The following is a 22,793-nucleotide window of genomic DNA, read 5'->3' on the forward strand; positions in this document are numbered from 1 at the left end:
GGGCTCCGGCTTCAGGCACTCGGACTTCGCGGGCCTTGGTTTCGCGGGCCCGCAGCTTCGCAGGCTCGGCTTCCGGGCCCTCATGCCTACAGCCCTCAGCCTCGCGGGCCTCAATCGGGCGGCCTCAGGCTCACCGGCCTCAGTTGTACGAGCCCCAGCCCCCGTGGCTCACAACTTCGCGGGCCTCAATCGGGCGGGCCTCAATCGGGCGGGCCTCAATCGGGCGGGCCTCAATCGGGCGGGCCTCAATCGGGCGGGCCTCAATCGGGCGGGCCTCAGGCTTACCGGCCTCAGCTGTACGAGCCCCAGCCCCCGTGGCTCACAACCTCGCGGGCTTTCCCTTCGTCCCTGTCGTCGCCGGATCCGCGTCGAGACCCGGAGGTCCAAGAGGCGCTGGGCGTGCCGGCGCGGATCAGCGGGCGGCGAGGCGGGTCAGGGCGGCGGGGTCGAGGACGATCACCTCGCCGGGGGCGATCTCGATCACGCCGCGGCGTTCGAACGAGCGCAGGGCCCGGTTCACGCTCACCCGCGTCGCGCCGATCTCCGCGCCCAGGCCCGCCTGTCCCGCGTGCAGCGGCACCCGGCCGTCCGCGCACCGCCGGGCCAGCCAGCTCGCCACCCGGGCCGGGACGTCCCTGATCGCCGCGTCCGTGAGCCGTTCGTCGAGGTCGCGCACGGTGGCGGCGAGCGTCCGCAGCAGCCGGGCCGCGACCGACGGCTCCTCGCCGACCAGCTTCAGCACCGCCGCGCGCGGCAGGTAGGCGACCTCGACCGCGGTCACGGCCGTCCTGGTCGCCCGGTGGGGGCCGTCCACGAGCAGCGCCGTCTTGTCGAACGCCACCGGCGCCGCCTCCACGGCCAGCACCACCTCCCTGCCGTCCGCGCTCACCCTGCCGGCCTTGACCCGGCCGTCCAGCAGCACGATCAGCTCGCCGGCCGGATCACCCTCGGTGCACAGCACCTGCCCGGACGGGTAGCGCCGGCGCCGCGCCAGAGCCGCCAGGCCGCGCAGCCGCTCCTCGCTCAGCTCCGCGAACATCGGCAGGTCGGCCAGCGAGCACGTCATGTATCCCGGTATACAGCGCCGGGGTGCCGCGCGAGGCTGCCGGGTGCCGGCCGCCGCGTCTAGCGTGCCGGGGCATGACGAGATACGTGGTGCACCTGACCTTCGACGACGACCCGCGGCGGCTGGCCGTCCGGCCCGCGCACCGGGAGCACCTGCGGCGCCTCCACGAGGAGGGACGGCTGGTCACCGCCGGGCCCTGGGCTGACGACAGCGGGGCCATGCACGTGTACGAGGTGGCGGACGAGGAGGAGGTGCGGGAGATCCTGCGGCGGGATCCGTACACGGAGGTGGCGGACTGTTACGAGGTCACGTTGGTGAAGGAGTGGGTGCCGCTCCTGTGATCGCCGGCGCCCTGGGGCGATGGCCCGGCTGTCGGCTCGCATGCGCCTACGCAGCTGCCAGCGCGCCTACGCGCCTGTCAACTCGCAGGCGCCTACGCGTTTGTCGGCTCGCATGCGCCTAAGCATCTGCCGGCTCGTCCGCTCGCTTGCTCATCCGCTGCAGCGCAAGCGGCGTCCGCCAGCAGCAGGAGCACGCGGCTCCTGGGGCCCGCGAGTGCGAGGTGCGCGCTCGCGGGCTCTCGGACGACTTCGGGCCGGGCCTGTCCGGGGCCCCTGAGTCAGGTGCGTTTCCAGAAGGGGCCGCGACGACGGGCGTCGGCAGGGCCGTCGCCCCCGCCGCTTGGGTCGCCGGCCGGGCCGACGTGTGGATCGCCGGCGGGCTGGGGCGGGTTGCCGAGAGGGCCCGAGGGGTCGGGGATGGGTGGGAGGCCGAGGAGGGCGGTGAGGATGGTTACGGCGTGGTCGTGGAGGGCGCGGGCGTCGCCGCCCGGGCGTTCGGCGGCCTCCAGGTCGCGGGCCAGCGCCTCCAGCCGCTGCTCACCGCCCAGGTACTCGGCCAGTGCCGCCAGCCGGGTGCCCAGGTCGGCGAGGTACGTCAGGTCGGGCGCGGGCAGCGACCGGAGCCTTTCCAGCTCGGCCACGAGCTGCGGGCGTACCGACTCCAGGTCCTGGGTCCTGCGGGGTGCGGGGCGGGACTTCCGGGGACCGCGCAGGCCGCCCCGGACAGGAGGGGCCGCGCCGGGGGCGCCGTGGGCAGGGGCGTTCGGGTGGCTGAGGGGCGGGGCGGCGGGGCCGGTCGTCAGGAAGCCGGGGACGTCCAGCTCGTCGTCGAAGCTCTCCGGCTTGGCCATCCGCGCCCTGGCCTGCGGCATCATGGGGGCGGCGGCCGGCATGGCCATCATGGCGGCCCTCGCGGCGAACGTGCCGCCGATCGGCGGTGCCGGCATCTCCCAGCCGCTCGGCGGCTCGACCGGCTGGATGACGTGGTGCTCGGGCTCGCCGCCCGCGACCTGCCGGGTGTCGACCGCCACGTACGCCGTGAAGCGGCACAACACGCCGTTGTCCAGCGAGACGCGCACGATGCGGGACTCCAGGTCGTGCTCGCCCATCGCGTACCGGTCCTCCAGCTCCCGCAGGTGGGCGCGGGCCCAGACGGCGCGCAGGGCCGGATTGTCCACGGCGACGCCTTCGACGTGCTCCTCCCACGGCCCGCTCGCGGCCAGGCCGCGGACGGTCACCGCCGACCCCTCGCGGAAGCGCCCGTACACGCGCAGTGGCACGCCGGGGAAGACGGAGCCGAGGTGGGTGACGGTGCCGGGCTCGACGTCGAGGCCCTTGAGCGACAGGTCCGTGACCAGGGGAGCGCCGATCCGGCGGTGGATGTGCTCCATGGCGGCGTCCAGGCGGTCCTCGGACTCGACCAGCTCGCACCGGCCCGCGCCGAGCCCGGCCAGGCGGCCGAGGAACCCGGCGTTGACGGCCCTGTCGATGCCGACCGTGTGCACCCGCATGGCCGACAGCGCGCCGCCCGCCTGCTCCAGGATCTGGTCCTCGTTGCCGACCTGGCCGTCGGTGACCAGCACCACGACCCGCTCGCGCCCCGGCTCGCCGCCGCCCAGCAGCGCGACGGCCTGGCGCAGCGGGTCGAGCAGCTCGGTGCCGCCCCGCGCGTCGACGCGGGCCAGGTGCTCGACGGCGCGGTAGCGGTTGCGGTCGGACGCCTCCACCAGGCCCTCGAAGGCCCGCTCCACCACCGAGTCGAACGTCAGCACCGCGAAGCGGTCCTGCGGCGTCAGGGTGTCGACGATACGGGCGGCGGCGCGGCGGGCCGCCACCATCTTCCAGCCGCCCATGCTGCCCGACCGGTCGAGCAGCAGCACCAGGTCGCGCGGCGTGCGGGCGGCCTGCAGGGGCGGCGGCACCACGGTCAGCGCGAACGTCCGGCCGCGCCCGTCCTCGCCGCCGTCGAGCAGCAGCGACGTGGACGCCTCGAACGACAGGCGCAGGACGAAGTCGCGGTCCAGCCGCTCGCCGGGGCGCAGGCGTACCGTCCGGCCCTCCTCCTCCACCACGTGCAGGCTGGAGGCCAGCTCGCGCAGCTCCAGCCCGGCGGCGTCGACGGTCGCGGCCAGCGACAGGCGCACCGGGTGGGGGAATCCGGGCAGCAGCACCGGCGGCGTGATCCGGGAGGCGTCCGGCACGGCGTCGGTGTCGGGCGCGACGCCCGCGCCCGCGGACGGGCCGTCGATCGGGTTGCCGGGGATGTAACGTGGCGCGACGACCAGAGGGAAGCGGAACGTGGCGGCGCCGTCCTCGTACGGCAGCGGCTGGCTCATCGTCAGCCGCACCGAGACGTGCTCGCCGGGCAGGACGTTGCCCACCCTGATGGTGAAGACGTCGGGACGGTCCTCCTCGGCGATGGCGGCCCGGCGGCCCTCGCGCAGCGCCCGGTCGTAGTCGGCCCTGGCCTGGGCGCGTTCCTTGAGCACGCCTTCGATCACCCGGTCGTCGGCCTCCATGCGGAACCCGGTCACCGCGGCGCGGTCGGGCAGCGGGAAGACGTAGGTGGCCTCCAGCGTGACGTCGAACGGGTTGCGGAAGCCCTGGGTGACCTCGACCCCGGCGATCAGGCCGGAGATGTCCGCCTTGACGTCCACGCTCTCCAGCGGCAGGTTGCCGCGCTCGGTCAGCAACGCGCCGAACCCGGCGTCCGGCACCGGCAGGCACCGGGCGGGCTCCAGCGAAGTGATCTTCATGTCAGCTCCCTCTCTTCGAGCACCGCGAGCAGCGGGCCCGCTGCCGCCAGCACCGCCTGGACGTCTTCCTGCGACGGGACGCGGCCGCCGTCCCATACGATGCGCACGCCGCTGCCGAGGCTGATTCCCGTCACCAGGTCCGGGCCGGGGGCGGCGGTGGCATCGCCTCCGGGGGGTCGGTGGAGGTTGGGGGTGCCATCGGCGTCGGCGTCGGTTCCGGTTCCGGTTCCGGTTTCGGTGGCTCTCACGGCTGCGGCCAGCCGGGACTCCGCCGGAGAGGCGGGTGCGGCCTTGCGCGGCGGCCGCAGAGCCGGCTGCGGCACGACCGCCGGTGCCGCTTCGGCCGGGGATGCTGTCCGCGTGCTCTGGGGGCTGGGCCGCGGAACGCTTTCGGACGCGGGTGCCGTGTCGGCGGAGTACGGCGTGGTGGGGCGTTCTGCCCAGAAGCGTGCGCGCTCGGGACTGCGGTCGCCGGACGTCTCCGTGGCGTCGCCGAGGGCGGTCGGCTCGGTGTCGGCGGTCGCTTCCTCCGGATGGGCGAGGTCGCGAGGTGGCTCACCTTGTGGCGGTGTGGCCGGTGGGCGAGGGCTGGGCCGGTGCGGAGGCACCGGTGAAGTGCCGGGCGATCTTGAGGTGCCCGGTGACGCGGGTGTGCGCTGCGGCGTCGGGGCGTGCGGTGCCTCGGCGTGCGGTGCCTCGGCGTGCGGTGTTTGCGCGTGGGGTGCTTTGGGGGCGTGCGGTGCCGGGGCTGTTGGTGGTGCCGGGTGGCCTGCCGGCGACGGCGCACGTGGGGGCGGGGCGGCGGGCCTCGGCGGGGTTACGGGGGCGCTGGGTGAAGTGGGGCGAGGCGGGGCGGCGTGCGGGGGCGGGGCCGGACGGGTGGTGGGGGAGGGGGCGGGGATGGCGGCGGTCTCCTCCAGCGTGCGGTCCGTCGCGCCCGCCAGGGCCACCTGGATGTCGGCGATCGAGTGGCCCTCGGCCTGCAGGCGCTTGACGGCGACGAGCTGCAGCAGGTGGCGGCGGCCGTAGCGGGCGATGCGGCCGCGCCGGGTCAGCGGCGGGTCGAGCAGGCCGATGGTCGTGTACCAGCGGATCAGGCGCTCCCCGGGCACGTCGCGGACCCGCCCGCTGAGCGGCGCGGCGCCGCCGCGCAGCGCGCGGGCCGCGTGCTCGGCCAGCTCACCGATGGTCCAGGTCTCGCTCATGCCCTCATCATGACACTGTCATTGTTACAGTGTCAATGTTAGGCCGCGGAGAGCCTGGGCAGAGGGACAAACGTTGCCAACTAACGGCAAGAAGGAAGAAAACACCCGGACGGGGAGGAATATCGACATGGCCACGATCAAAGGCCCGCTTTCCGAAGAGGCCAGGAACACCGTCGCCGAGTGCCTGCAGGGCGCCCTGGTCGACCTGATCGACCTGTCGCTGGTCGCCAAGCAGGCCCACTGGAACCTGGTCGGCACCCACTTCCGCTCGGTCCACCTCCAGCTCGACCAGGTCGTCGCGCTGGCCAGGACGCACATGGACACCCTCGCCGAGCGCGCCGTCGCCCTCGGGGCCAACCCGGACGGCCGCGCCGCCACCGTCGCGAAGTCCAGCAAGCTGGCCCAGCTGGAGAGCGGCTGGCTGGAGGACGGCAAGGTCGTCGCCACCATCACCGACGTGCTGGCGGGGATCAGCAAGCGGATGTACGAGCGCATCCAGGAGACCGACGAGGCCGACCCGGTGAGCCAGGACCTGCTGATCGCCGTGGCGCAGGACATCGACAAGCAGCACTGGATGTTCCAGGCCATGGCCTGACACGGGCCGCGGCGGCCGTCCCGACAGCGGGACGTGCCCTGAGCGGAGGAGCCCGGGGTCCGCGGGGGAGCGGCCCCGGGCTCCGGCCTGTCCGCTCCCGAGCGCGGACCGCCGTAAGCGGCACGTAAGAGGTGACCGGCTCCTGACGATCTAGCGTGCCGGGGTATGGAGGAACGCCCGCAGATCGTCGTGCTCGCCAAGCGTCCACGGCCCGGCCATGTCAAGACCAGGCTGACGCCGCCGTACTCGCCGGAGGAGGCCGCCGCGCTGGCCGCCGCGGCGTTGCGCGACACCCTGGACGCCGTCGCCGCCACCCCCGCCGCCGCCCGCCTGCTGGCCCTCGACGAGCCGGGCCGGGAGGCCCCCGGGGGCGGGCAGGTGAGCGTGCCGGACGGGCTCGAGGTGCCGGACGGGTTCGAGGCGAGCGTGCCGGACGGGTTCGAGGCGAGCGTGCCGGACGGGTTCGAGGTGAGCGTGCCGGACGGCTTCGAGGTGATCGGGCAGCGGGGCGGCGGGCTGGACGAGCGGCTGGCCTGGGCCTTCGCCGACGCCCACGCCCGCCGCCCGCTGCCCGTCCTGCTGATCGGCATGGACACGCCGCAGGTCACCCCCGCCCTGCTGAGCGACGCGGCGGCGGCGCTCGCCGGGCACGACGCGGTGTTCGGGCCGGCGTCCGACGGCGGGTTCTGGCTGCTCGGGCTGCGGCGTCCCGACGCGCGGCGGCTGCTCGGGGTACCCATGTCGACCAGCGGGACGGGAGCCGCCCAGCTCGGGCGGCTGCGCGGCCTGTCGGTGGCTTTCGTGCCGGAGCTCACCGACGTGGACGACGCGGCGAGCGCCCGCGAGGTCGCGGCCCGCGCCCCGCATACCCGCTTCGCCGCCGCCCTGGCCCGCGCCGACCAGGCGGCCTCCCTGGCCCGCGCCGACCGGGGGGTCGCCGTGGGTTGCGTGGACCGGGGGGTCGCCCTGGCCGGCGGAGGGGCCGGGGCGGGGCGGTGATCGGGCGTCTGTACGCCGAGGCGCTGTCCGGCGCCGAGGTCCACGTCGAGCACGAGGACGGCCGCCTCCGCCCCCTCGACGCCACCCGCTGGCTGGAGCTGACGGACGGGGACGAGGCCATGCTCTCCCGCTGCCACGGCCCCACCCTCGACGTCGGCTCGGGCCCCGGCCGCCTCACCGTCGAGCTGACCCGGCGCGGGGTGGCCGCGCTCGGCATCGACCTCACCCCGCACGCGGTGCGCCTCACTCGCCGCGCGGGCGGCCTGGCCCTGTGCCGCGACGTCTTCGGCCCCGTGCCGGGCGCCGGCCACTGGGCGACCGTCCTGCTGGCCGACGGCAACATCGGCATCGGCGGCGACCCCCTCGCCCTGCTCCGCCGCGTACGCGAGCTGGTGCGCCCCGGCGGCGAGGTGATCGCCGAGGCGGACCCGCCGGGCGCGCCGAGCGGCGGCGAGGTGGTCCGGCTGCGGCAGGGCCCGGTCGCCGGCGGCTGGTTCCGCTGGGCCCGGGTCTCGGTCCGCGACCTGCCGGCGCTGGCCCGCGCGGCCGGTTTCACCGTCGTCCAGCGTCACCACCAGGCCGGACGCTGGTTCGCCTTCCTCCGCTAGCGGCCGCGCCGGGCCGCCGGCACGCGGGGGCCGCGTGGCGGGCCCACGGGGTTTGCGCAGAGTTTGAACTCGCGAATCCCTGCCATTCACGTCGGTGCGGTCGACTAGCGTGGCACCTAGAGGGAGGCCCCACGATGTCCCACAAGACTCTCCTCCGCACGGGCCCGCTCATGCCGGGCGGCACCAGCCCGTACGGGCCGATCGGCCGGCCGGACGCCGAGGGCCTGGCGCTGCCCGCCGGGTTCACCGCCCGGGTGGTGGCCCGCAGCGGCCACAAGGTCGCCGGGCTGACCTGGCACGCCGCGCCCGACGGCGGCGCCTGCTTCGCCGACGGCGACGGCTGGATCTACGTGTCCAACTCCGAGCTGCCGCTGCTCGGCGGCGCGTCGGCGCTGCGGTTCCGGCCCGACGGGCTGGTCGCCGACGCCTACCGCATCCTGTCGGGCACCGATCTCAACTGCGCGGGCGGCGCCACGCCGTGGCACACCTGGCTGTCGTGCGAGCTGGGCCACCGCGGCCGGGTGTTCGAGTGCGACCCGTACGGCGCGCGGGCCGCGCGGCCCCGCCTGGCCATGGGCCGCTTCCGGCACGAGGCGGCCGCGTGCGACCCGGAGCGCCGCGTGGTCTACATGACCGAGGACGAGCCGGACGGCTGCCTCTACCGCTTCAGCCCCTCCGACTGGGGCGACCTGACCGAGGGCACGCTGGAGGTGCTGTGCGGGTCCGGCCGCTGGCGGGTGGTGCCGTCGCCGGCGGGGCTGCTGCAGGAGACCCGCCACCAGGTGGCCGACGCGCGCCGCTTCGCCGGCGGCGACGCCTGCCACTACGCGGGCGGGGTCTGCTACTTCACCACCAAGGGCGACACCGTCCTGTGGGCGTACGACGGGGCGACCGCGACGCTCGACCGGCTGTGCGCGGGCGTGCGCACGATCACCGCCGCCCCCTCCGGCGACCTGTACGTCTCCCGGCTGACCACCCAGATCGACGTGATCGCGCCCGACCGGGCGGTCACGCCGTTCCTGCGGCTGGAGGGGCATCCGGGCACGGAGCTGACCGGGCCGGCGTTCTCGCCGCGCGGCGACCGGCTCTACTTCTCGGCCAGGCGGGGCCGCGCCGAGGGCCGCACGTTCGAGGTGAGCGGCCCCTTCCGCGGCTGACCCGGCGGGCGGGCGTCAGCTCAGGTAGCGCACGAGCGCGTGCTTGAGCTCGGCCACCAGCTCCGCGCTGCGCTCCGGCCCCGCCGTCGTGATCATCGGCATCACGGCCTTCACCATGGCCAGCGCCATGGTCCCCATGAGCAGCGCGCGCTCCTCGGCGAGCCCGGGGGAGCGGCGGCGCAGCATGGCCGCCAGGTGCCGGGCGATGTCCTCGTGCAGCCGCTGCGAGGCCGCCGCGAACCGGTCGCCGGTCGCGGTGCCGTACAGCAGCGACCAGTACGCGGGAGAGTCGCTCTTGAACCGCACGCTCTCGTCCACGAGCTGCCCGACCAGCGCCTCCAGCGGCACCTCCGGCGTGACCGCGGCCAGGCGCGCGGCCCAGAACTCCTGCCGGTCGTCGGTGTAGCGGGACACCAGCCCGTCCAGGATCTCCTGCTTGTTGCGGAAGAACTGGTAGAGCGAGCCCGGTGACATCCCCGCGCGGGCGGCCACCTGGTTCGTCGTGAGGTCGGGGTAGCCGACCTCGGCGATCACCAGCTCGGCGGCGTCGAGGATCTCCGCCATGCGTCGCAGGCCGCGCGCCTGCCGCCGGACGGTGCGTTCAGGCATGGGCCACCTCGTTGACAAATGCGAGCATCTACTTGTATTTCTTCTCGGGAAGCCAAACACGAGTAGTTTACCGAGTTTTCGTCCCGGGGGAGATCGCATGAGCACCCGAACCGGCCCGCCGCTCCGCAGGCTGGGCTTCTTCCTGGCCCGCCGCCACCGGGCGGTCCTCGCGCTGGCCCTGCTCGGGTTCGTCGTGGCGGGCGTGCTGGCCGCCGGCGCGGTGCCGCGGCTGTCGCTGGCCAGGTTCGAGGCGCCGGGGTCGGAGTCCGACCGGGCGCAGGCCGAGCTGGCCCGCCGGTTCGGCACCGGCAGCCCCGACCTGGTCCTCCTGGTCACCGCGCGGCGCGGCACCGTGGACGACCCGGCCGTCGAGGCCGCCGGCCGCGAGCTGACCGCCCGCGTCGCGGGCGACCCGGGCGTCGCCGAGGCCGCCTCGTACTGGACCCGCGGCCGGCCCGCCACCCTGCGCAGCGGCGACGGGCGGCACGCGCTCGTCGTGGTCCGCGTCCCCGGCGACGCCGGCCACGTCCGCGGCGTGGTGCTGCCCCGGCTCGTCCCGCGGGCCACCGCGGGCACCGATCTCCTCGAGGTGCGGGCCGGGGGAGGGGAGGAGGTCTTCCGCGAGACCGTGCCGCTGGCCAGGCAGGACTTCGTCCGGGCCGAGCTGGTCATCTTCCCGCTGGCCTTCGTCCTGCTCTGGCTCTACCAGCGGCGCGTGGCGGCGGCCCTGGTGCCCATCCTCGCCGGGGTGCTCGCCATGGTGATCGGGCTGGCGCTGCTGTCCGGCGTCCTCGCCGTCGCCGAGATCTCCACCTTCGCCCTGAACCTCACCCTCGCCATGGGGCTCGGCCTCGGCATCGACTACTGCCTGTTCGTCGTCCAGCGCTTCCGCGAGGAGAGCGCGCGCGGCGCCGGCCGGGCGGCGGCCGTCGCGGGCGCGGTCGAGCACGCCGGGCGGACCGTGCTGTTCAGCGGGCTCACCGTGGCCGCGTCGCTGTCGGTGCTGTTCGTGCTGCCGTTCGCGTTCCTGCGCTCGTTCGCCTGGGCGGGCATCGCCGTGGTGATCGGCGGCCTGGTCGCGGCGCTGCTGGTGCTGCCCGCCGTGCTCGCCGCCGCCGGCGGCGCGCTGCTGCCGCGCCGGGCCCGGCCCGAGCGGGAGGGCGGGTTCTGGCACGCGCTGGCCGTGCGGGTGATGCGCCGCCCGCTGCTGACCGGCGGCCTGGCCGCGGCGCTGCTGCTGGTGCTGGCCTCGCCGTTCCTGGGGCTGCGCTTCGGCGTGGCCGACGACCGGATCCTGCCGCCCGAGGCGTCCTCCCGGCAGACGCAGGAGGTGATCAGGCGGTCGTTCCCCGCTGAGGAGAGCGACGCGGTGCAACTCGTCTCGCGCGGGCCCGTCCCCGCGGCCGCCGTCGCGCCGTACGCCGCGAGCCTGTCCAGGGTGCCCGGCGTCGCCCAGGTGGACTCGGCCGCCGGCTCCTTCGCCGGCGGGCGGCGGACCGGCGACGGCGATCCGGCGCGCTTCCGCGGGGAGGGCACCTGGCTGTCCGTGGTGCCCTCCGCCGCGGCCCTGGCCGACGACCCGGTGCGGCTGGTCGCGGCCGTGCGCGCGGTGCCGCCGCCGTTCCCCGTCCTGGCCGGCGGCTACCCGGCCGAGCTGGCGGACTACCGCGCCTCGATCGTGGACCGGCTGCCGCTGGTGCTGGCGCTCATGCTGGCGGTCACGTTCGCCGTGTTGTTCCTCATGACGCGCAGCCTCGTCCTCCCGGTCAAGGCGACCCTGCTGAACGTGCTCAGCCTCGGCGTCATGTCCGGCGCGCTCGTGTGGATCTTCCAGGACGGCAACCTGTCCGGTCTGCTGGGCTTCACCCCGACCGGCACGCTCGACCCGAGCATCCCGATCCTCATGCTCTGCGTCGCCTACGGCCTGTCCATGGACTACGAGGTGTTCCTCCTGTCGCGCATCAAGGAGGAGTACGACCGCACCGGCGACACCGCGCGGGCGGTGGCCGCCGGCCTGCGGCGGGGCGCGCCGCTGATCACCGCGGCCGGCGGCATCCTCGCGCTGAGCTTCGCCGCCTACGCCACCGCCGAGGTGACGTTCGTGCAGATGCTGGGGGTCGGCATCGCCGTGGCGGTGCTGGTGGACGCCACCGTGATCAGGGCGGTGCTGGTGCCGAGCCTCATGCGCCTGGCCGGCCCGCTCAACTGGTGGCCCTCGTCCCCGAGGCCCGTCACAGGTCCAGGCTCCACCACTGCTCGATGACCTCGGTGCCGTTCTCCATGCCCTTCTCCTCGCCCGCCAGCCGGAAGCCGGCCGTCTGGTAGATGCGCCGCGCGCTCGTCAGGCAGTCGCGCGTCCACAGCGTGATGCGCTTGCGGCCGTCGGCCCTGGCGTGCCGCAGGCACTCCTCCACGAGCCGCCGCCCGATGCCCATGCCCCGGGCGGACGGCTCGACCAGCAACATCCGCAGCTTGGCCTGGCCGTCGTCCTCGCGCACGTAGAAGACGCAGCCGGCGCGCTCGCCGCCGACCTCGGCGATCCAGCCGGCGTCCTTGGTGAGGTCGAGGCCCGCGACGATGCCGGCCACCGTCTGCTCGAAGGCGGTGCCCCAGCCGTACTCGGCGCTGTAGAGCTCGCCGTGCCGCTGCACGACCCAGCCGAGGTCGCCGGTGCGCGGCGGCCTGATCACGTACGCCTCCCGCCCGGGCTCGCGCGGCGACAGCAGCGACCTGATCGCCGCCATGCTGCCGACCAGCCGGCCCTGCTCGGCCTCCGGCAGGCCGGACAGCAGCCGCTCGATCTCGGCCTCCGAGCGCCGGTCGAGGTCGGCGAACGTGGCCGTGCCCTTGTCCGTGAGCCGGACCACCTGCTTGCGGGCGTCGGCGGCCGAGCGCTCGCGCCGGATCAGGCCGTCGGCGTCGAACCGGGTGAGGATCCTGCTGAGGTAGCCGGCGTCGAGGTCGAGCAGCGCGCGCAGCCGCCCGGTCTCCATCGGCTCGGCGTGCGCGAGCTCGAACAGCACCCTGACCTCGGTCAGCGAGTACGGCGATTCGAGCATGCCGGCCTGCAGGACGCCGATCACCTTGGTGTAGAAGCGGTTGAAGGCCCTGACCTCAGAAACCCTTGCTTCCGTCAACGAACTCATTGCCATAGTCAACCATGAGAGGATGCCTCCTGTGAAGCACCTGCGCATAGGCGGATACGGCCCGGGCATCGTCACCGTCGGCGGTGAGCTGACCCGGGTGGCGGCGCCGTCGTTCCTCGCCGCCCATCCCACGCTGCCGGTGCTGTACGCCGCGGGCGAGCTCGAACGCGGCTGGCTGACCGCCTTCTCCGTGCGCGACGACGGCCTCGCGCCCCTCGACGAACGCCCGAGCGAGGGCTCGCAGCCCTGCCACGTGGCGATCGACCCGTCCGGCGCCCTGCTGGCCGCCGCCAACTACGGCGACGGTACGGCCGTGCTCCACCGCCTCGACGACCGGGGCGCGTTCGCGGGCGAGCCGATCGTGCTGCGCCACGAGGGCTCGGGGCCTGACAAGGAGCGCCAGGAGGGGCCGCACGCCCACCAGGCCGTCTTCCACGACGGCCTGCTGCACGTCTCCGACCTCGGCACCGACGAGATCCGCCGCTACCGGCCCGACGGCACGCCGCTGGAGCCGTACCGGCTGAGCCCCGGCACCGGCCCGCGCCACTTCGCCTTCGCCGGCGGCCGGCTCTACGTCGCCGGCGAGCTCGACGGCACCGTCACCATGATCGAGCCTGGCGGCCGGCGCACCGTCGCGCCCGCCTCCCTCCAGGAGGGAGTGGCCAACGCGCCCTCCCACCTGCAGCTCGACGGCGACCTCGTCTACGTCGCCAACCGCGGGCCCAACACGATCGCGGTGCTGCGCGCCGCCGACCTGTCGCCGCTGGCCGAGGTGCCGAGCGGCGGCGACTGGCCGCGCCACTTCGCCATCGACGGCGACCGGCTCTACGTCGCCAACCAGCACTCCGGCGAGGTGACCGTCTTCGCGCTCGACGGCGGGGTGCCCGCGCCGGCGGGGGAGTCGTACGCGGTGGAGAGCCCGTCCTGCGTGCTGGTCAGCTGAGCCGGGCGGCGGCGGCCAGGCGCACGGCCGCCCGCCAGCGCTCGTAGCCGGCGTCGTCCCTCGCGCCGGGCTCGAAACGGCGGTCGAGCTGCCAGGTCTTGCGCAGCTCGGCCCGCGAGCCCCACACGCCCGAGCCGAGGCCGGCGAGGAACGCCGCCCCGAGCGCCGTCGTCTCCTGGATAACCGGCCGCTCCACAGGCGCGCCGAGCTGGTCGGCCTGCAGCTGCATGAGCAGGTCGTTGGCGGCGGCCCCGCCGTCGGCCTTGAGCAGCGGCATCGGCCCCGCCGTCACGTCCGCCATGTCCCGGGCCATCAGCTCCGCCACGTCCCGCACCTCGAACGCGATCGCCTCCAGCGTCGCGCGCACCAGGTGCGCCCGGGTGGTGCCGCGGGTGAGCCCGGCGATCAGCCCGCGCGCCTCCGGCTCCCAGTACGGCGCCCCCAGCCCGGTCAGCGCGGGCACGAACACCACGCCCCCGCTGTCCGGCACCGTGCGCGCCAGCGCCTCCGACTCCGGCGCGGTGCCGATGACGCCGAGCCCGTCGCGCAGCCACTGCACCGCCGCGCCGGTCACGAAGATCGACCCCTCCAGCGCGAACGTGCGCTCCCCGGACGGCTCCTGCCAGGCCACCGTGGTCAGCAGCCCCTCCCGTGAGCGCACGATCTCGCCGCCGGTGGTGGCGAGCACGAACGAGCCGGTCCCGTAGGTGCACTTGACGTCGCCCGCCGCGAAGCAGGTCTGCCCGAACAGCGCCGCCTGCTGGTCGCCCGCGACGCCGCTGATCGGCAGCTCCAGCCCGAGGAAGGCCGCCGGGTCGGTGCGCCCGAGCGGGCCGTGGCTGGGCACGATCTCCGGCAGCGCCCGCTCCGGCACGCCGAACAGCTCGCACAGCTCCGGCTCCCACGTCCCGGAGCGGAGGCCGTACAGGAGGGTGCGGGAGGCGTTGGACGCGTCGGTCACGTGCCGCGCGCCCGCCGTCAGCCTGGCGATGAGGTAGGCATCCACTGTCCCCACGGCCACACTTCCGGACCGCACGCCCGCCCACACGTCGGGCTCGTGCTCGGCCAGCCAGGTCAGCTTGGTCGCGGTGAAGTAGGGGTCGAGCCGGAGCCCGGTCAGCTCCGACACGCGCTCCTCGTGCCCGGCGGCGCGCAGCCGCTCGCACACCCCGGACGTGCGCCGGTCCTGCCAGACGATCGCCCGGCGGGGCGCGGCCAGTGTGCGCCGGTCCCACAGGACGGCGGTCTCGCGCTGGTCGGTGATGCCGAGGCAGGAGGGCGGATCGGCGGCCGCGCGCAGGGCCGTGGCGCACGCGGCGAGCGTCGCCTGCCAGATGTCCTCGGGGTTGTGCTCCACCCAGCCGGGCCGCGGGAAGTGCTGGGCGAACTCCTCGTACCCCTTGGCCGCGATCTGCCCGTTTTCGGTCACTACCAGCGCCGTTACACCAGTTGTCCCGGCATCGATGGCCAGCACGCTCACGAAATCTCACTCCCGCCGCGGGTTTAGTTTGCGGACCTGGCGTTTGGTCTAGACCACTGCCCGCGGTGGCGGGCACAATGCGAGTCTGAATACTGAGGTCAGGTTCGTGAACCCCAACGGGAGGAACCCGCCATGCGTATCGGAGTGCTCACAGGGGGCGGCGACTGCCCCGGGCTCAACGCCGTGATCAGGGCCGTGGTGCGTAAGGGGGTGAGCGTCTACGGCCACGAGTTCGTGGGCTTCCGCGACGGCTGGCGCGGCCCCCTCGAAGGCGACACCATGCCGCTCGACATCCAGGCCGTGCGCGGCATCCTCCCGCGCGGCGGCACCATCCTGGGCTCCTCCCGCACCAACCCGATGAAGATCGAGGGCGGGGTCGACCGGATCAAGGAGAACCTGGCCTCCGGCGGCGTGGACGCGCTCATCGCCATCGGCGGCGAGGACACCCTGGGCGTCGCCCGGCAGCTCTACGACCGCGAGGTCAACGTCGTGGGCGTGCCCAAGACCATCGACAACGACCTGTCCGGCACCGACTACACCTTCGGCTTCGACACCGCCGTCAACATCGCCACCGAGGCCATCGACCGCCTCCACACCACCGCCGAGTCCCACCACCGGGCGCTCATCTGCGAGGTCATGGGCCGCCACGCCGGCTGGATCGCGCTGCACGCGGGCATGGCGGGCGGGGCCAACGTCATCCTCATCCCCGAGAAGCCGTTCGACATCGACCGGGTCTGCGAGTACGTCGAGTCCCGCTTCCGCACCCGCTACTCGCCGATCATCGTGGTCGCCGAGGGCGCCCACCCCGTCGAGGGGCAGATGGAGCTGCAGGCGAGCGAGCTGGACGCGTTCGGGCACGTCCGGCTCGGCGGCATCGGCGAGCGGCTGGCCAAGGAGATCGAGAAGCGCACCGGCAAGGAGGCCCGCACCACGGTGCTCGGCCACATCCAGCGCGGCGGCACGCCGACGGCCTACGACCGGGTGCTCGCCACCCGGTTCGGGCTGCAGGCCATCGACGCGGCCCACGAGGGCGACTACGGCAAGATGGTCGCGCTGCGCGGCACCGACATCGTCCGGGTCGGCCTGGACGAGGCGACGGCGGAGCTGAAGACCGTGCCGGTCGGCCGCTACGCCGAGGCCGAGGTCTTCTTCGGCTAGCTGCAAGCCGTCTGCAAGCGCCGGCCGTACCTTTGAGCCAGCGGGGTTTCCGCTTCAACCCGCTCAAGGGTACGGCCTGCGCCGCGGAGAGTCGGCGGCCCACCACGTGTCGCAGGCCGTGCCCCCCACATATCGGGGGCACGACATCGAGGACGCGGACGTCACCTCCGGGGCGTGCCGAACAGATCCACCTCCGGCACGCCCTCCGCGCGTCCCCGCAGCCGGGCGCGGAACTCCGCCTCGCTGCGCAGCTCCTTCTCCGACGGCGACAGGATGACGGCCAGCAGCAGGCCCACGGTGATGAGGCTAAGGCCGACGATCAGCGGCAGCAGGAAGTCGATGGCCCGCGCGCCCGGCACCGGCACCATCTCCGTGTGCGAGCGCACCGACAGGGCGAACATCCCGGTGTAGTGCATCCCGGACACCGCCCCGCCCATCACCAGCGCCGCCGCCCCGATCCTGAGCGCGCCGCTGACCCGCAGCGTGAACCACAGCGCCGCCGTGGCCGCCGCGATCGCGACGAGCACCGACAGCGCCACCACGAGCGGGTCGTAGGAGACGTGCGCGGACATGTTCATGGCGTACATGCCGAGGTAGTGCATGCCCGCGACGCCGAGCCCGGTCAGGACGCCGCCCGCCAGCAGGTACGGCAGCCGCTCCCCGCGCCGCGAGACCAGGAACAGCCCGAGGCCCACGACGGCCACCGCGAGCAGCGCGGAGGCGGCGGTGAGCGGCACGTCGTAGCGGATGATCGTGCCGCTCACGGAGAAGCCCAGCATCGCGATGAAGTGCATGGTCCAGATGCCGGTGCCGCCGATCGCGAGCGCCGCGCCGAGCAGCCAGTACCGCGCCTCGCGCCCGCCCGTGAGCCGGGCCCGCGAGGTGAGCAGGAGGCCGAGCATGCTGCCGGCGCTGGACATGACGTAGGCCAAGACAGGCGTCAAGAGCCCGAAAGAGAAGTGATCGATCGGCGACATGCCCCACCCGTCCCTTACGCACCGATAAGGGAGTATGGACAGGGAGTCGCCGACCGCGCAACTACCTCTCGCGCATCCGCATGGACTGGGCGTGATGGGGCTGCTGAGGAACGCGGCGGGCCATCGGGACGGGCGGGCCCGGATAGGCGAGGTGGCGCTCCTGCTGCGCGGTGCGCCGGCGCAGCTCCAGCTTGGCGACCAGCTCGGCGTCCTCGTGCAGCTCCTCCTCCGACGGGGACAGGATCACCATGAGCAGCATGGTCAGCGTGATCAGGCTGATCACCGTCATGAGCGGGACGAGGAAGTCGAGGGCGTCGGCGCCGGAGACCGCGCCCGGCTCGGCGTCCACGCGGACGTGCATGGCCGCCATGCCGGTGTAGTGCATGCCGGCCACCGCGACGCCCATGACGAGCGCGGCCCCGGTGATCCAGACGGGCTTCTTGACCCGCAGGGTGAACCAGAGCGCGGCCGTCGCGGCGACCACGGCGATGGCCACGGAGGCGGCCACGGTGAGCCGGTCGTAGGAGACGTGCGCGGACATGTTCATGGCGTACATGCCGAGGTAGTGCATCGAGGCCACGCCGAGGCCGGTCAGCAGGCCGCCGCCGAGGAGGGCGGGCAGCCGGCCGCGGCCGTAGGACACCAGGAACAGGCCGGTGCCGACGACCACGATCGCCACCACGGCCGAGGCGGCGGTGAGCGGGACGTCGTACCTGATCTGCGTGCCCTCGACGTCGAAGCCCATCATCGCGATGAAGTGCATGACCCAGATGCCGGTGCCGCCGATGGAGACGGCCGCGCCGAGCAGCCAGCGCGCCCGCGCGCCGCCGCGCGAGGCGTGGGCCTGGGCGGTGAGGCGCAGCCCCAGCATCGACCCGAGGCAGGACATCACGTAGGCGAGCACCGGCGTGAGCAGGCCGTGGGTGAAATGATTCACAGCAGAGGTCATATGGCGAAAATCCTCAAGTTAGGGGTGCAGGGATTGTGCCATCAGGCATGTCCCTTTCGCATGGATATCTCGACTTTTTGTCAACCAGCGTGTCGGAAACATGAGAAGGGCTCATGGGTATCGAGGGTCCGTTCTGGCGGGCGATCGCCGTCTACCGCGTGGCCTCGCTGGTCTACGCCGCCGTCCTGCTCGCCCAGAACCGCGGCTACGAGCACCCGGCCGCCGGCTGGACGGTCATCGGCGTCATGACGCTGTGGACGGCCGGCACCGCCTGGGCCTACGCGGTGCCCGCGCTGCGCCGGTGGCCGCTGCTCGGGCTGGACCTGCTGATCACGCTGGGGTGCCTGCTGGCCTCGCCGTACGTGGAGGGCGCCCGGCAGAGCGAGCCCGGCACGCTGCCGGTGCCCGCCACCTGGATCGCCGGGCCCGTCCTGGCCTGGGCGGTGCACGGCGGGCGGCGGGCCGGCGCGGTCGCCGCCGCCGCCGTCGCGGGCGGCGACCTGTGGCTGCGGCTGCGCGCGCCCGGCGTCCCGCTGCAGGTCAACGGCGCGGTGCTGCTGTTCCTCGCCGGAGTGGTCGTCGGGCACGTGGCCCGGCTGGCGCGCCAGGCGGAGGAGCGCATGCAGCGGGCCGTCGAGATGGAGGCCGCCCAGCGCGAGCGGGAACGGCTGGCCCGCGACATCCACGACTCGGTCCTGCAGGTGCTCGCCCTCGTGCAGCGGCGCGGGCAGCGGCTCGGCGGGGAGGCGGCCGAGCTGGGGCGGCTCGCGGGGGAGCAGGAGGCGGCGCTGCGCCAGCTCGTCGCCGGCCCCGCCGCCGGCGGCCATCCCAGCGGGCTCACGGACCTGCGGTCGCCGCTGCTGCGGCTCGCCGGGCCCGGCGTCACCGTCTCGACGCCGGCGACCCCCGTCCTGCTGACCGCCGAGGCGGCCAGGGAGGTCACGGCGGCTGTCAAGGCGGCACTCGACAACGTGCGCGCGCACTGCGGTGAGGGGGCGCGGGCCTGGGTGCTGGCCGAGGAAGGGGAGGAGGAAGGGAAGTCCGTCGTGACGGTGAGCGTGCGCGACGACGGGCCCGGCATGCCGGCCGGGCGGCTCGCCGAGGCCCGGGCGGAGGGGCGGCTGGGGGTGGCCGAGTCCATCCGGGGACGGATCGCGCGGCTCGGCGGCCACGCCACCGTCACCGCCGTCCCGGGCCAGGGCACCGAGATCGAGCTGACCCTCCCCACCCGCCCCTGACCCCGGCAAGGAGCGGGCCGGCGGGCCGTTACAGTGGCGGGGTGGTGCGGGTGATGGTGGTGGACGACCATCCCATGTGGCGGGACGGGGTGGCCAGGGATCTGGCCGAGGCGGGGTACGAGGTCGTGGCCGCCGTCGGGGAGGGCGGGCAGGCGGTGCGGGCGGCCGCGGCCGTGCGTCCCGACGTGGTCGTGCTGGATCTGCGCCTGCCCGACATGTCCGGGGCGGAGGTGGCCGCGCGCCTTTCGGCCGGCACGGAGCACGCGCCCCGCGTGCTGGTCCTGTCGGCCAGCGCCGAGCAGGAGGACGTGCTGGCGGCGGTGAAGGCGGGCGCGTCCGGATATCTGGTGAAGTCGGCCGGCCGGGAGGAGTTCCTCGACGCGGTCCGCCGCACCGCCGACGGCGACGCCGTCTTCACCCCGGGCCTGGCCGGGCTGGTGCTCGGCGAGTACCGGCGGCTGGCCACGCGGGCGGCGGGAGCGGGGACGGCCGGGACGGACGGGGCGGGCGGGCCGGCCGGCCCGCGCCTGACCGAGCGCGAGACCGAGGTGCTGAGGCTGGTCGCCAAGGGCCTGACCTACCGCCAGATCGCCGAGCGCCTGGTGCTCTCCCACCGCACCGTCCAGAACCACGTCCAGAACACCCTCGGCAAGCTGCACCTCCACAACCGGGTGGAGCTGGTCCGCTATGCGATCGAGCGAGGACTCGACGCGGACTAAACTCGATGGGGCTCGGCGTTGCCACCAAGGCGTGCCGTATCCCCACTTCCCCGGAGGTTCCACCATGACGATGTCCGCCCTGGGCGAGCCGTGCGTTCTGCTCAAGCTGGGCGAGATCGTCCTCAAGGGCAAGAACCGCGAGCTGTTCGAGCGCCGCCTGATCGCCAACATCCGCCACGCTCTGGAGGACGTCGGGCTCAAGGTGGACGTGCGCAGGCGGCACGGCGTGATCGCGATCTTCCTGCCCCAGGGCGCGAGCGCCGAGCAGGCCGAGGCCGTGGCGCGGCGCGTCGCCGACGTGCCCGGGCTGGTCTGGATCCACCGGGCCTGGCGGGTCGCCAAGGACCCCGACGCCGTGCTGAAGGCCGGCCTGGAGCTGGCGGGCGAGAGCGAGGAGGCCAAGCGCGGCGCGCCCTTCGCGGTCCGCTCGCGCCGCCGCGACAAGCGCTTCCCGCTGCGCTCCAACGAGCTCGACCGGCTCGTCGGCGGCGCCATCAACGACGAGTACGGCCTCCCCGTCGACCTGAAGAACCCCGAGCTGACCGTCCACATCGAGGTCGACAGGGACGAGGTGTTCGTCTTCACCGGCGGCATCCCCGGTCAGGGCGGCCTGCCGGTCGGCAGCAGCGGCCGGGCGCTGGCGCTGATGTCGGGCGGCATCGACTCCCCGGTGGCCGCCTACCGGATGATGCGCCGCGGCCTGCACGTCGACTTCCTGCACTTCTCGGGCATCCCGTTCACCACGTCCGAGTCGATCTACAAGGCGTACGCGCTGGTCAGGAAGCTCGACCGGTTCCAGGGCCGGTCGCGGCTGTGGGTCGTGCCGTTCGGCAAGGCGCAGCAGTCGATCCGCACCTCCGGCCAGGACCGCCTGGCGGTCATCGCGCAGCGGCGGCTCATGCTCAAGACCGCCGAGGAGGTCGCGCACCGCATCAAGGCGGCCGCGCTGGTCACCGGCGACGCGCTCGGCCAGGTCTCCTCGCAGACGCTGACCAACATCACCGCCCAGGACAACGCGGTGGACCTGCCGATCCTGCGCCCGCTCGTCGGCTGGGACAAGACGGAGATCATGGCCGAGGCGCGCCGCATCGGCACGCTGGAGATCTCCGAGCTGCCCGACGAGGACTGCTGCTCGCTGCTGGCCCCCAAGCGCGCCGAGACCCGCGCCAAGATCGAGGACCTCAAGCAGATCGAGCGGCGGCTGGACGCGGAGGAGCTGTGCGTGCAGCTCGCCGACTCGATCCAGGAGTACACCCTCTGAGCCCCGGGGGCGCCGGGGCGAGCTAGGCGTCGACCTTGAACGGGTCGTGCTGGGTGAGCAGCTTGTCGAGCCTGGCCTGGTCGACGCGGCTGCTCACCTCCGACAGCTCCTGCCGGTCGCGCACCACCTTGCTGAGGGTGATCGTCGAGGTGACGACGTACAGCAGGCCGAGCGCGAGGAAGCCCTTGACCCACCCGCTGGCGGGCAGGTAGATCAGGGCGATCGCCACGGAGCTCAGCGAGACGGCGAACGACAGGATCGCCTGGACGTAGTACGCGGTGGTGTGCGTGGGCTGGATCGGCTTGGTCATGCGGCCATCGTCGCGCGCGCCGACGGCCGGCCGCATGAGGTGAAGTACTCAAGTTACCGCTGAGTACAACCGCCCGGCCGGCGGGAGGAGCCGGCCGTCAGCGCGCGAACGCCGCCGCGGCCGTCTTGCCCAGCAGCGGCGGGAAGTCGGTCATGATCTGCGCCAGCTCGCCCAGGTCGGCGTCCACCAGCGCCTGCGGCCCGTCGCAGAGCGCCTGCTCCGGCTGCGGGTGCACGTCGATGATCACCCCGTCCGCGCCGACGGCCACGGCCGCCCGGGTCAGCGGCAGCACCAGCTCACGCCGGCCGCCCGAGTGCGACGGGTCCACGATCACCGGCAGGTGCGACAGCCGCTGCGCCACCGGCACCGCCGAGACGTCGAGGGTGTTGCGGGTCGCCCGCTCGAACGTCCTGACGCCGCGCTCGCACAGCACGATGTCGAGGTTGCCGCGCTGGGCGACGTACTCGGCGGCCATCAGCCACTCCTCGATCGTCGCGCTCATGCCGCGCTTCAGCATCACCGGCCTGCCGATCGCGCCGACCGCCTGCAGCAGCGCGAAGTTCTGCATGTTGCGGGTGCCGACCTGCAGCATGTCCGCGTACGAGGCCACCAGCTCCACGTCGTGGGCGTCCACCACCTCGGTCACGATCGGCAGGCCCGTCTCCTCGCGCACGTCCGCCAGGATGCGCAGCCCCGCCTCGCCCAGCCCCTGGAAGGCGTACGGCGAGGTGCGCGGCTTGAACGCCCCGCCGCGCAGCAGCGTCGCCCCGGCCGCCTGCGCCATCCGCGCCGCCTCCAGCGTCTGCCGGTGCGTCTCCACCGCGCACGGCCCGGCGATCAGCGTCACGGTGCCGGGCCCGATCGGCACGCCGCCCACGTGGACGGTGGAGCGTTCGGGATGGTTCTCCCTGCTCACCAGCTTGTACGGCACCGAGATCCGCATGACCTCCCGCACCCCGCGCATCCCGCGCAGGCTCGCCGCGTCGAGCTGCGCCACGTCGCCGACCAGCCCGACGATCGTCCGCCGCACGCCCTTGCTGACGAACGCCTCCACCCCGGCCGCCTGCGCGACCGCGACGACCGCGTCGAGATCGCCGCTCGTGGCCTCCGGCCCCATCACGATCACCATCTTGAGATCTCCTCCCGGAAAACACGAAAGGCCCCGGGTCCTGCCGGACCCGGGGCCTTTCGTTCGCCTGTCTGCTAGCGCAGCGTCAGATGGCGAACGGACTCGGGTCCGTCGCCATACCAAAACAGGAACGCGGTGCGCATAGTG

21 protein-coding genes are annotated in these 22,793 nt (G+C 74.1%); 11 read left to right on the top strand and 10 right to left on the bottom strand.

Going from position 1 to position 22,793, the window contains the following annotated elements:
- Positions 1–412: 412 nt before the first annotated feature.
- The gene (locus tag MF672_RS44045; protein WP_242381261.1) at positions 413–1,066 is read right to left on the bottom strand and encodes a Crp/Fnr family transcriptional regulator; all 654 of its coding nucleotides are present in this window, start codon (positions 1,064–1,066) and stop codon (positions 413–415) included.
- Between the two features lie 74 nt (positions 1,067–1,140).
- Between MF672_RS44045 and MF672_RS44050 the strand changes: the two genes are divergently transcribed.
- Positions 1,141–1,407, top strand: coding sequence for a YciI family protein (locus MF672_RS44050; RefSeq protein ID WP_242381262.1), 267 nt, complete (start codon positions 1,141–1,143; stop codon positions 1,405–1,407).
- Between the two features lie 278 nt (positions 1,408–1,685).
- On the opposite strand, the gene MF672_RS44055 is transcribed toward MF672_RS44050, so the two are convergent.
- Together MF672_RS44055 and MF672_RS44060 are read right to left on the bottom strand one after the other, a co-directional pair.
- Complete coding sequence (locus MF672_RS44055) at positions 1,686–4,163, bottom strand: VIT domain-containing protein (protein WP_242381263.1); 2,478 nt, start codon at positions 4,161–4,163, stop codon at positions 1,686–1,688.
- Entirely contained in the window at positions 4,160–5,368 is a 1,209-nt protein-coding gene (locus tag MF672_RS44060; RefSeq protein WP_242381264.1) for a helix-turn-helix domain-containing protein, read from the bottom strand. The genes MF672_RS44055 and MF672_RS44060 overlap by 4 nt, the downstream gene beginning before the upstream one ends.
- 127 nt (positions 5,369–5,495) lie before the next feature.
- On the opposite strand from MF672_RS44060, the gene MF672_RS44065 reads away from it, so the two are divergent.
- From MF672_RS44065 to MF672_RS44080, 4 genes are all read left to right on the top strand, one after another.
- The gene (locus MF672_RS44065) at positions 5,496–5,963 is read left to right on the top strand and encodes a Dps family protein (protein WP_242381265.1); all 468 of its coding nucleotides are present in this window, start codon (positions 5,496–5,498) and stop codon (positions 5,961–5,963) included.
- Positions 5,964–6,128: 165 nt separating this feature from the next.
- Positions 6,129–6,962, top strand: coding sequence for a TIGR04282 family arsenosugar biosynthesis glycosyltransferase (locus MF672_RS44070; RefSeq protein WP_242381266.1), 834 nt, complete (start codon positions 6,129–6,131; stop codon positions 6,960–6,962).
- Positions 6,959–7,570 (top strand): class I SAM-dependent methyltransferase, encoded by a 612-nt coding sequence (locus MF672_RS44075; RefSeq protein WP_242381267.1) that lies wholly within the window; start codon positions 6,959–6,961, stop codon positions 7,568–7,570. Before MF672_RS44070 ends, MF672_RS44075 begins: the two co-directional genes overlap by 4 nt.
- Positions 7,571–7,704: 134 nt before the next feature.
- Positions 7,705–8,727, top strand: a complete 1,023-nt coding sequence (locus MF672_RS44080; RefSeq protein WP_242381268.1) for an alkaline phosphatase PhoX — start codon at positions 7,705–7,707, stop codon at positions 8,725–8,727.
- Positions 8,728–8,742: 15 nt separating this feature from the next.
- On the opposite strand, the gene MF672_RS44085 is transcribed toward MF672_RS44080, so the two are convergent.
- On the bottom strand, positions 8,743–9,336 hold the full coding sequence (locus tag MF672_RS44085; RefSeq protein ID WP_242381269.1) for a TetR/AcrR family transcriptional regulator: 594 nt from the start codon (positions 9,334–9,336) through the stop codon (positions 8,743–8,745).
- 97 nt (positions 9,337–9,433) lie between these two features.
- Between MF672_RS44085 and MF672_RS44090 the strand changes: the two genes are divergently transcribed.
- Positions 9,434–11,599, top strand: coding sequence for an MMPL family transporter (locus MF672_RS44090; protein WP_242381270.1), 2,166 nt, complete (start codon positions 9,434–9,436; stop codon positions 11,597–11,599).
- Here the strand turns inward: MF672_RS44090 and MF672_RS44095 are convergent.
- Positions 11,568–12,482, bottom strand: a complete 915-nt coding sequence (locus MF672_RS44095) for a bifunctional helix-turn-helix transcriptional regulator/GNAT family N-acetyltransferase (RefSeq protein ID WP_242381271.1) — start codon at positions 12,480–12,482, stop codon at positions 11,568–11,570. The genes MF672_RS44090 and MF672_RS44095 overlap by 32 nt on opposite strands.
- 22 nt (positions 12,483–12,504) lie before the next feature.
- Between MF672_RS44095 and MF672_RS44100 the strand changes: the two genes are divergently transcribed.
- Positions 12,505–13,425 carry a lactonase family protein gene (locus MF672_RS44100; protein ID WP_242381272.1) on the top strand — a complete coding sequence of 307 codons (921 nt, stop codon included), beginning with the start codon at positions 12,505–12,507 and terminating at the stop codon, positions 13,423–13,425.
- Here MF672_RS44100 and glpK read toward each other — a convergent pair.
- Positions 13,418–14,905, bottom strand: a complete 1,488-nt coding sequence (gene glpK, locus MF672_RS44105) for a glycerol kinase GlpK (RefSeq protein WP_302893380.1) — start codon at positions 14,903–14,905, stop codon at positions 13,418–13,420. The two genes, MF672_RS44100 and glpK, sit on opposite strands and share 8 nt — an antisense overlap.
- Positions 14,906–15,037: 132 nt before the next feature.
- Here glpK and MF672_RS44110 point away from each other — a divergent pair, with 132 nt between their 5' ends.
- Positions 15,038–16,063 carry a 6-phosphofructokinase gene (locus MF672_RS44110; RefSeq protein WP_242381274.1) on the top strand — a complete coding sequence of 342 codons (1,026 nt, stop codon included), beginning with the start codon at positions 15,038–15,040 and terminating at the stop codon, positions 16,061–16,063.
- A gap of 161 nt (positions 16,064–16,224) precedes the next feature.
- Here MF672_RS44110 and MF672_RS44115 read toward each other — a convergent pair whose 3' ends face one another.
- Both MF672_RS44115 and MF672_RS44120 read right to left on the bottom strand, forming a co-directional pair.
- Positions 16,225–17,007 carry an MHYT domain-containing protein gene (locus MF672_RS44115; protein WP_242381275.1) on the bottom strand — a complete coding sequence of 261 codons (783 nt, stop codon included), beginning with the start codon at positions 17,005–17,007 and terminating at the stop codon, positions 16,225–16,227.
- Between the two features lie 94 nt (positions 17,008–17,101).
- Positions 17,102–17,977 carry an MHYT domain-containing protein gene (locus MF672_RS44120; RefSeq protein WP_242381276.1) on the bottom strand — a complete coding sequence of 292 codons (876 nt, stop codon included), beginning with the start codon at positions 17,975–17,977 and terminating at the stop codon, positions 17,102–17,104.
- Positions 17,978–18,102: 125 nt separating this feature from the next.
- Here MF672_RS44120 and macS point away from each other — a divergent pair, with 125 nt between their 5' ends.
- The 3 genes from macS to thiI all read left to right on the top strand — a co-directional run bounded on the left by macS (position 18,103) and on the right by thiI (position 21,207).
- On the top strand, positions 18,103–19,227 hold the full coding sequence (gene macS, locus MF672_RS44125) for a MacS family sensor histidine kinase (protein WP_242381277.1): 1,125 nt from the start codon (positions 18,103–18,105) through the stop codon (positions 19,225–19,227).
- A 53-nt stretch (positions 19,228–19,280) separates the two neighbouring features.
- Positions 19,281–19,946, top strand: a complete 666-nt coding sequence (locus MF672_RS44130) for a response regulator (protein WP_242381282.1) — start codon at positions 19,281–19,283, stop codon at positions 19,944–19,946.
- Between the two features lie 64 nt (positions 19,947–20,010).
- Positions 20,011–21,207 (top strand): tRNA uracil 4-sulfurtransferase ThiI, encoded by a 1,197-nt coding sequence (thiI, locus tag MF672_RS44135; RefSeq protein WP_242381278.1) that lies wholly within the window; start codon positions 20,011–20,013, stop codon positions 21,205–21,207.
- Between the two features lie 22 nt (positions 21,208–21,229).
- Here the strand turns inward: thiI and MF672_RS44140 are convergent, their stop codons facing one another.
- Together MF672_RS44140 and aroF are read right to left on the bottom strand one after the other, a co-directional pair.
- Positions 21,230–21,517 carry a YiaA/YiaB family inner membrane protein gene (locus tag MF672_RS44140; protein WP_242381279.1) on the bottom strand — a complete coding sequence of 96 codons (288 nt, stop codon included), beginning with the start codon at positions 21,515–21,517 and terminating at the stop codon, positions 21,230–21,232.
- A gap of 97 nt (positions 21,518–21,614) precedes the next feature.
- Positions 21,615–22,646, bottom strand: coding sequence for a 3-deoxy-7-phosphoheptulonate synthase (aroF, locus tag MF672_RS44145; RefSeq protein ID WP_242381280.1), 1,032 nt, complete (start codon positions 22,644–22,646; stop codon positions 21,615–21,617).
- Positions 22,647–22,793: the final 147 nt, after the last annotated feature.

Source organism: Actinomadura luzonensis (assembly GCF_022664455.2).
GTDB classification, from domain to species: domain Bacteria; phylum Actinomycetota; class Actinomycetes; order Streptosporangiales; family Streptosporangiaceae; genus Nonomuraea; species Nonomuraea luzonensis.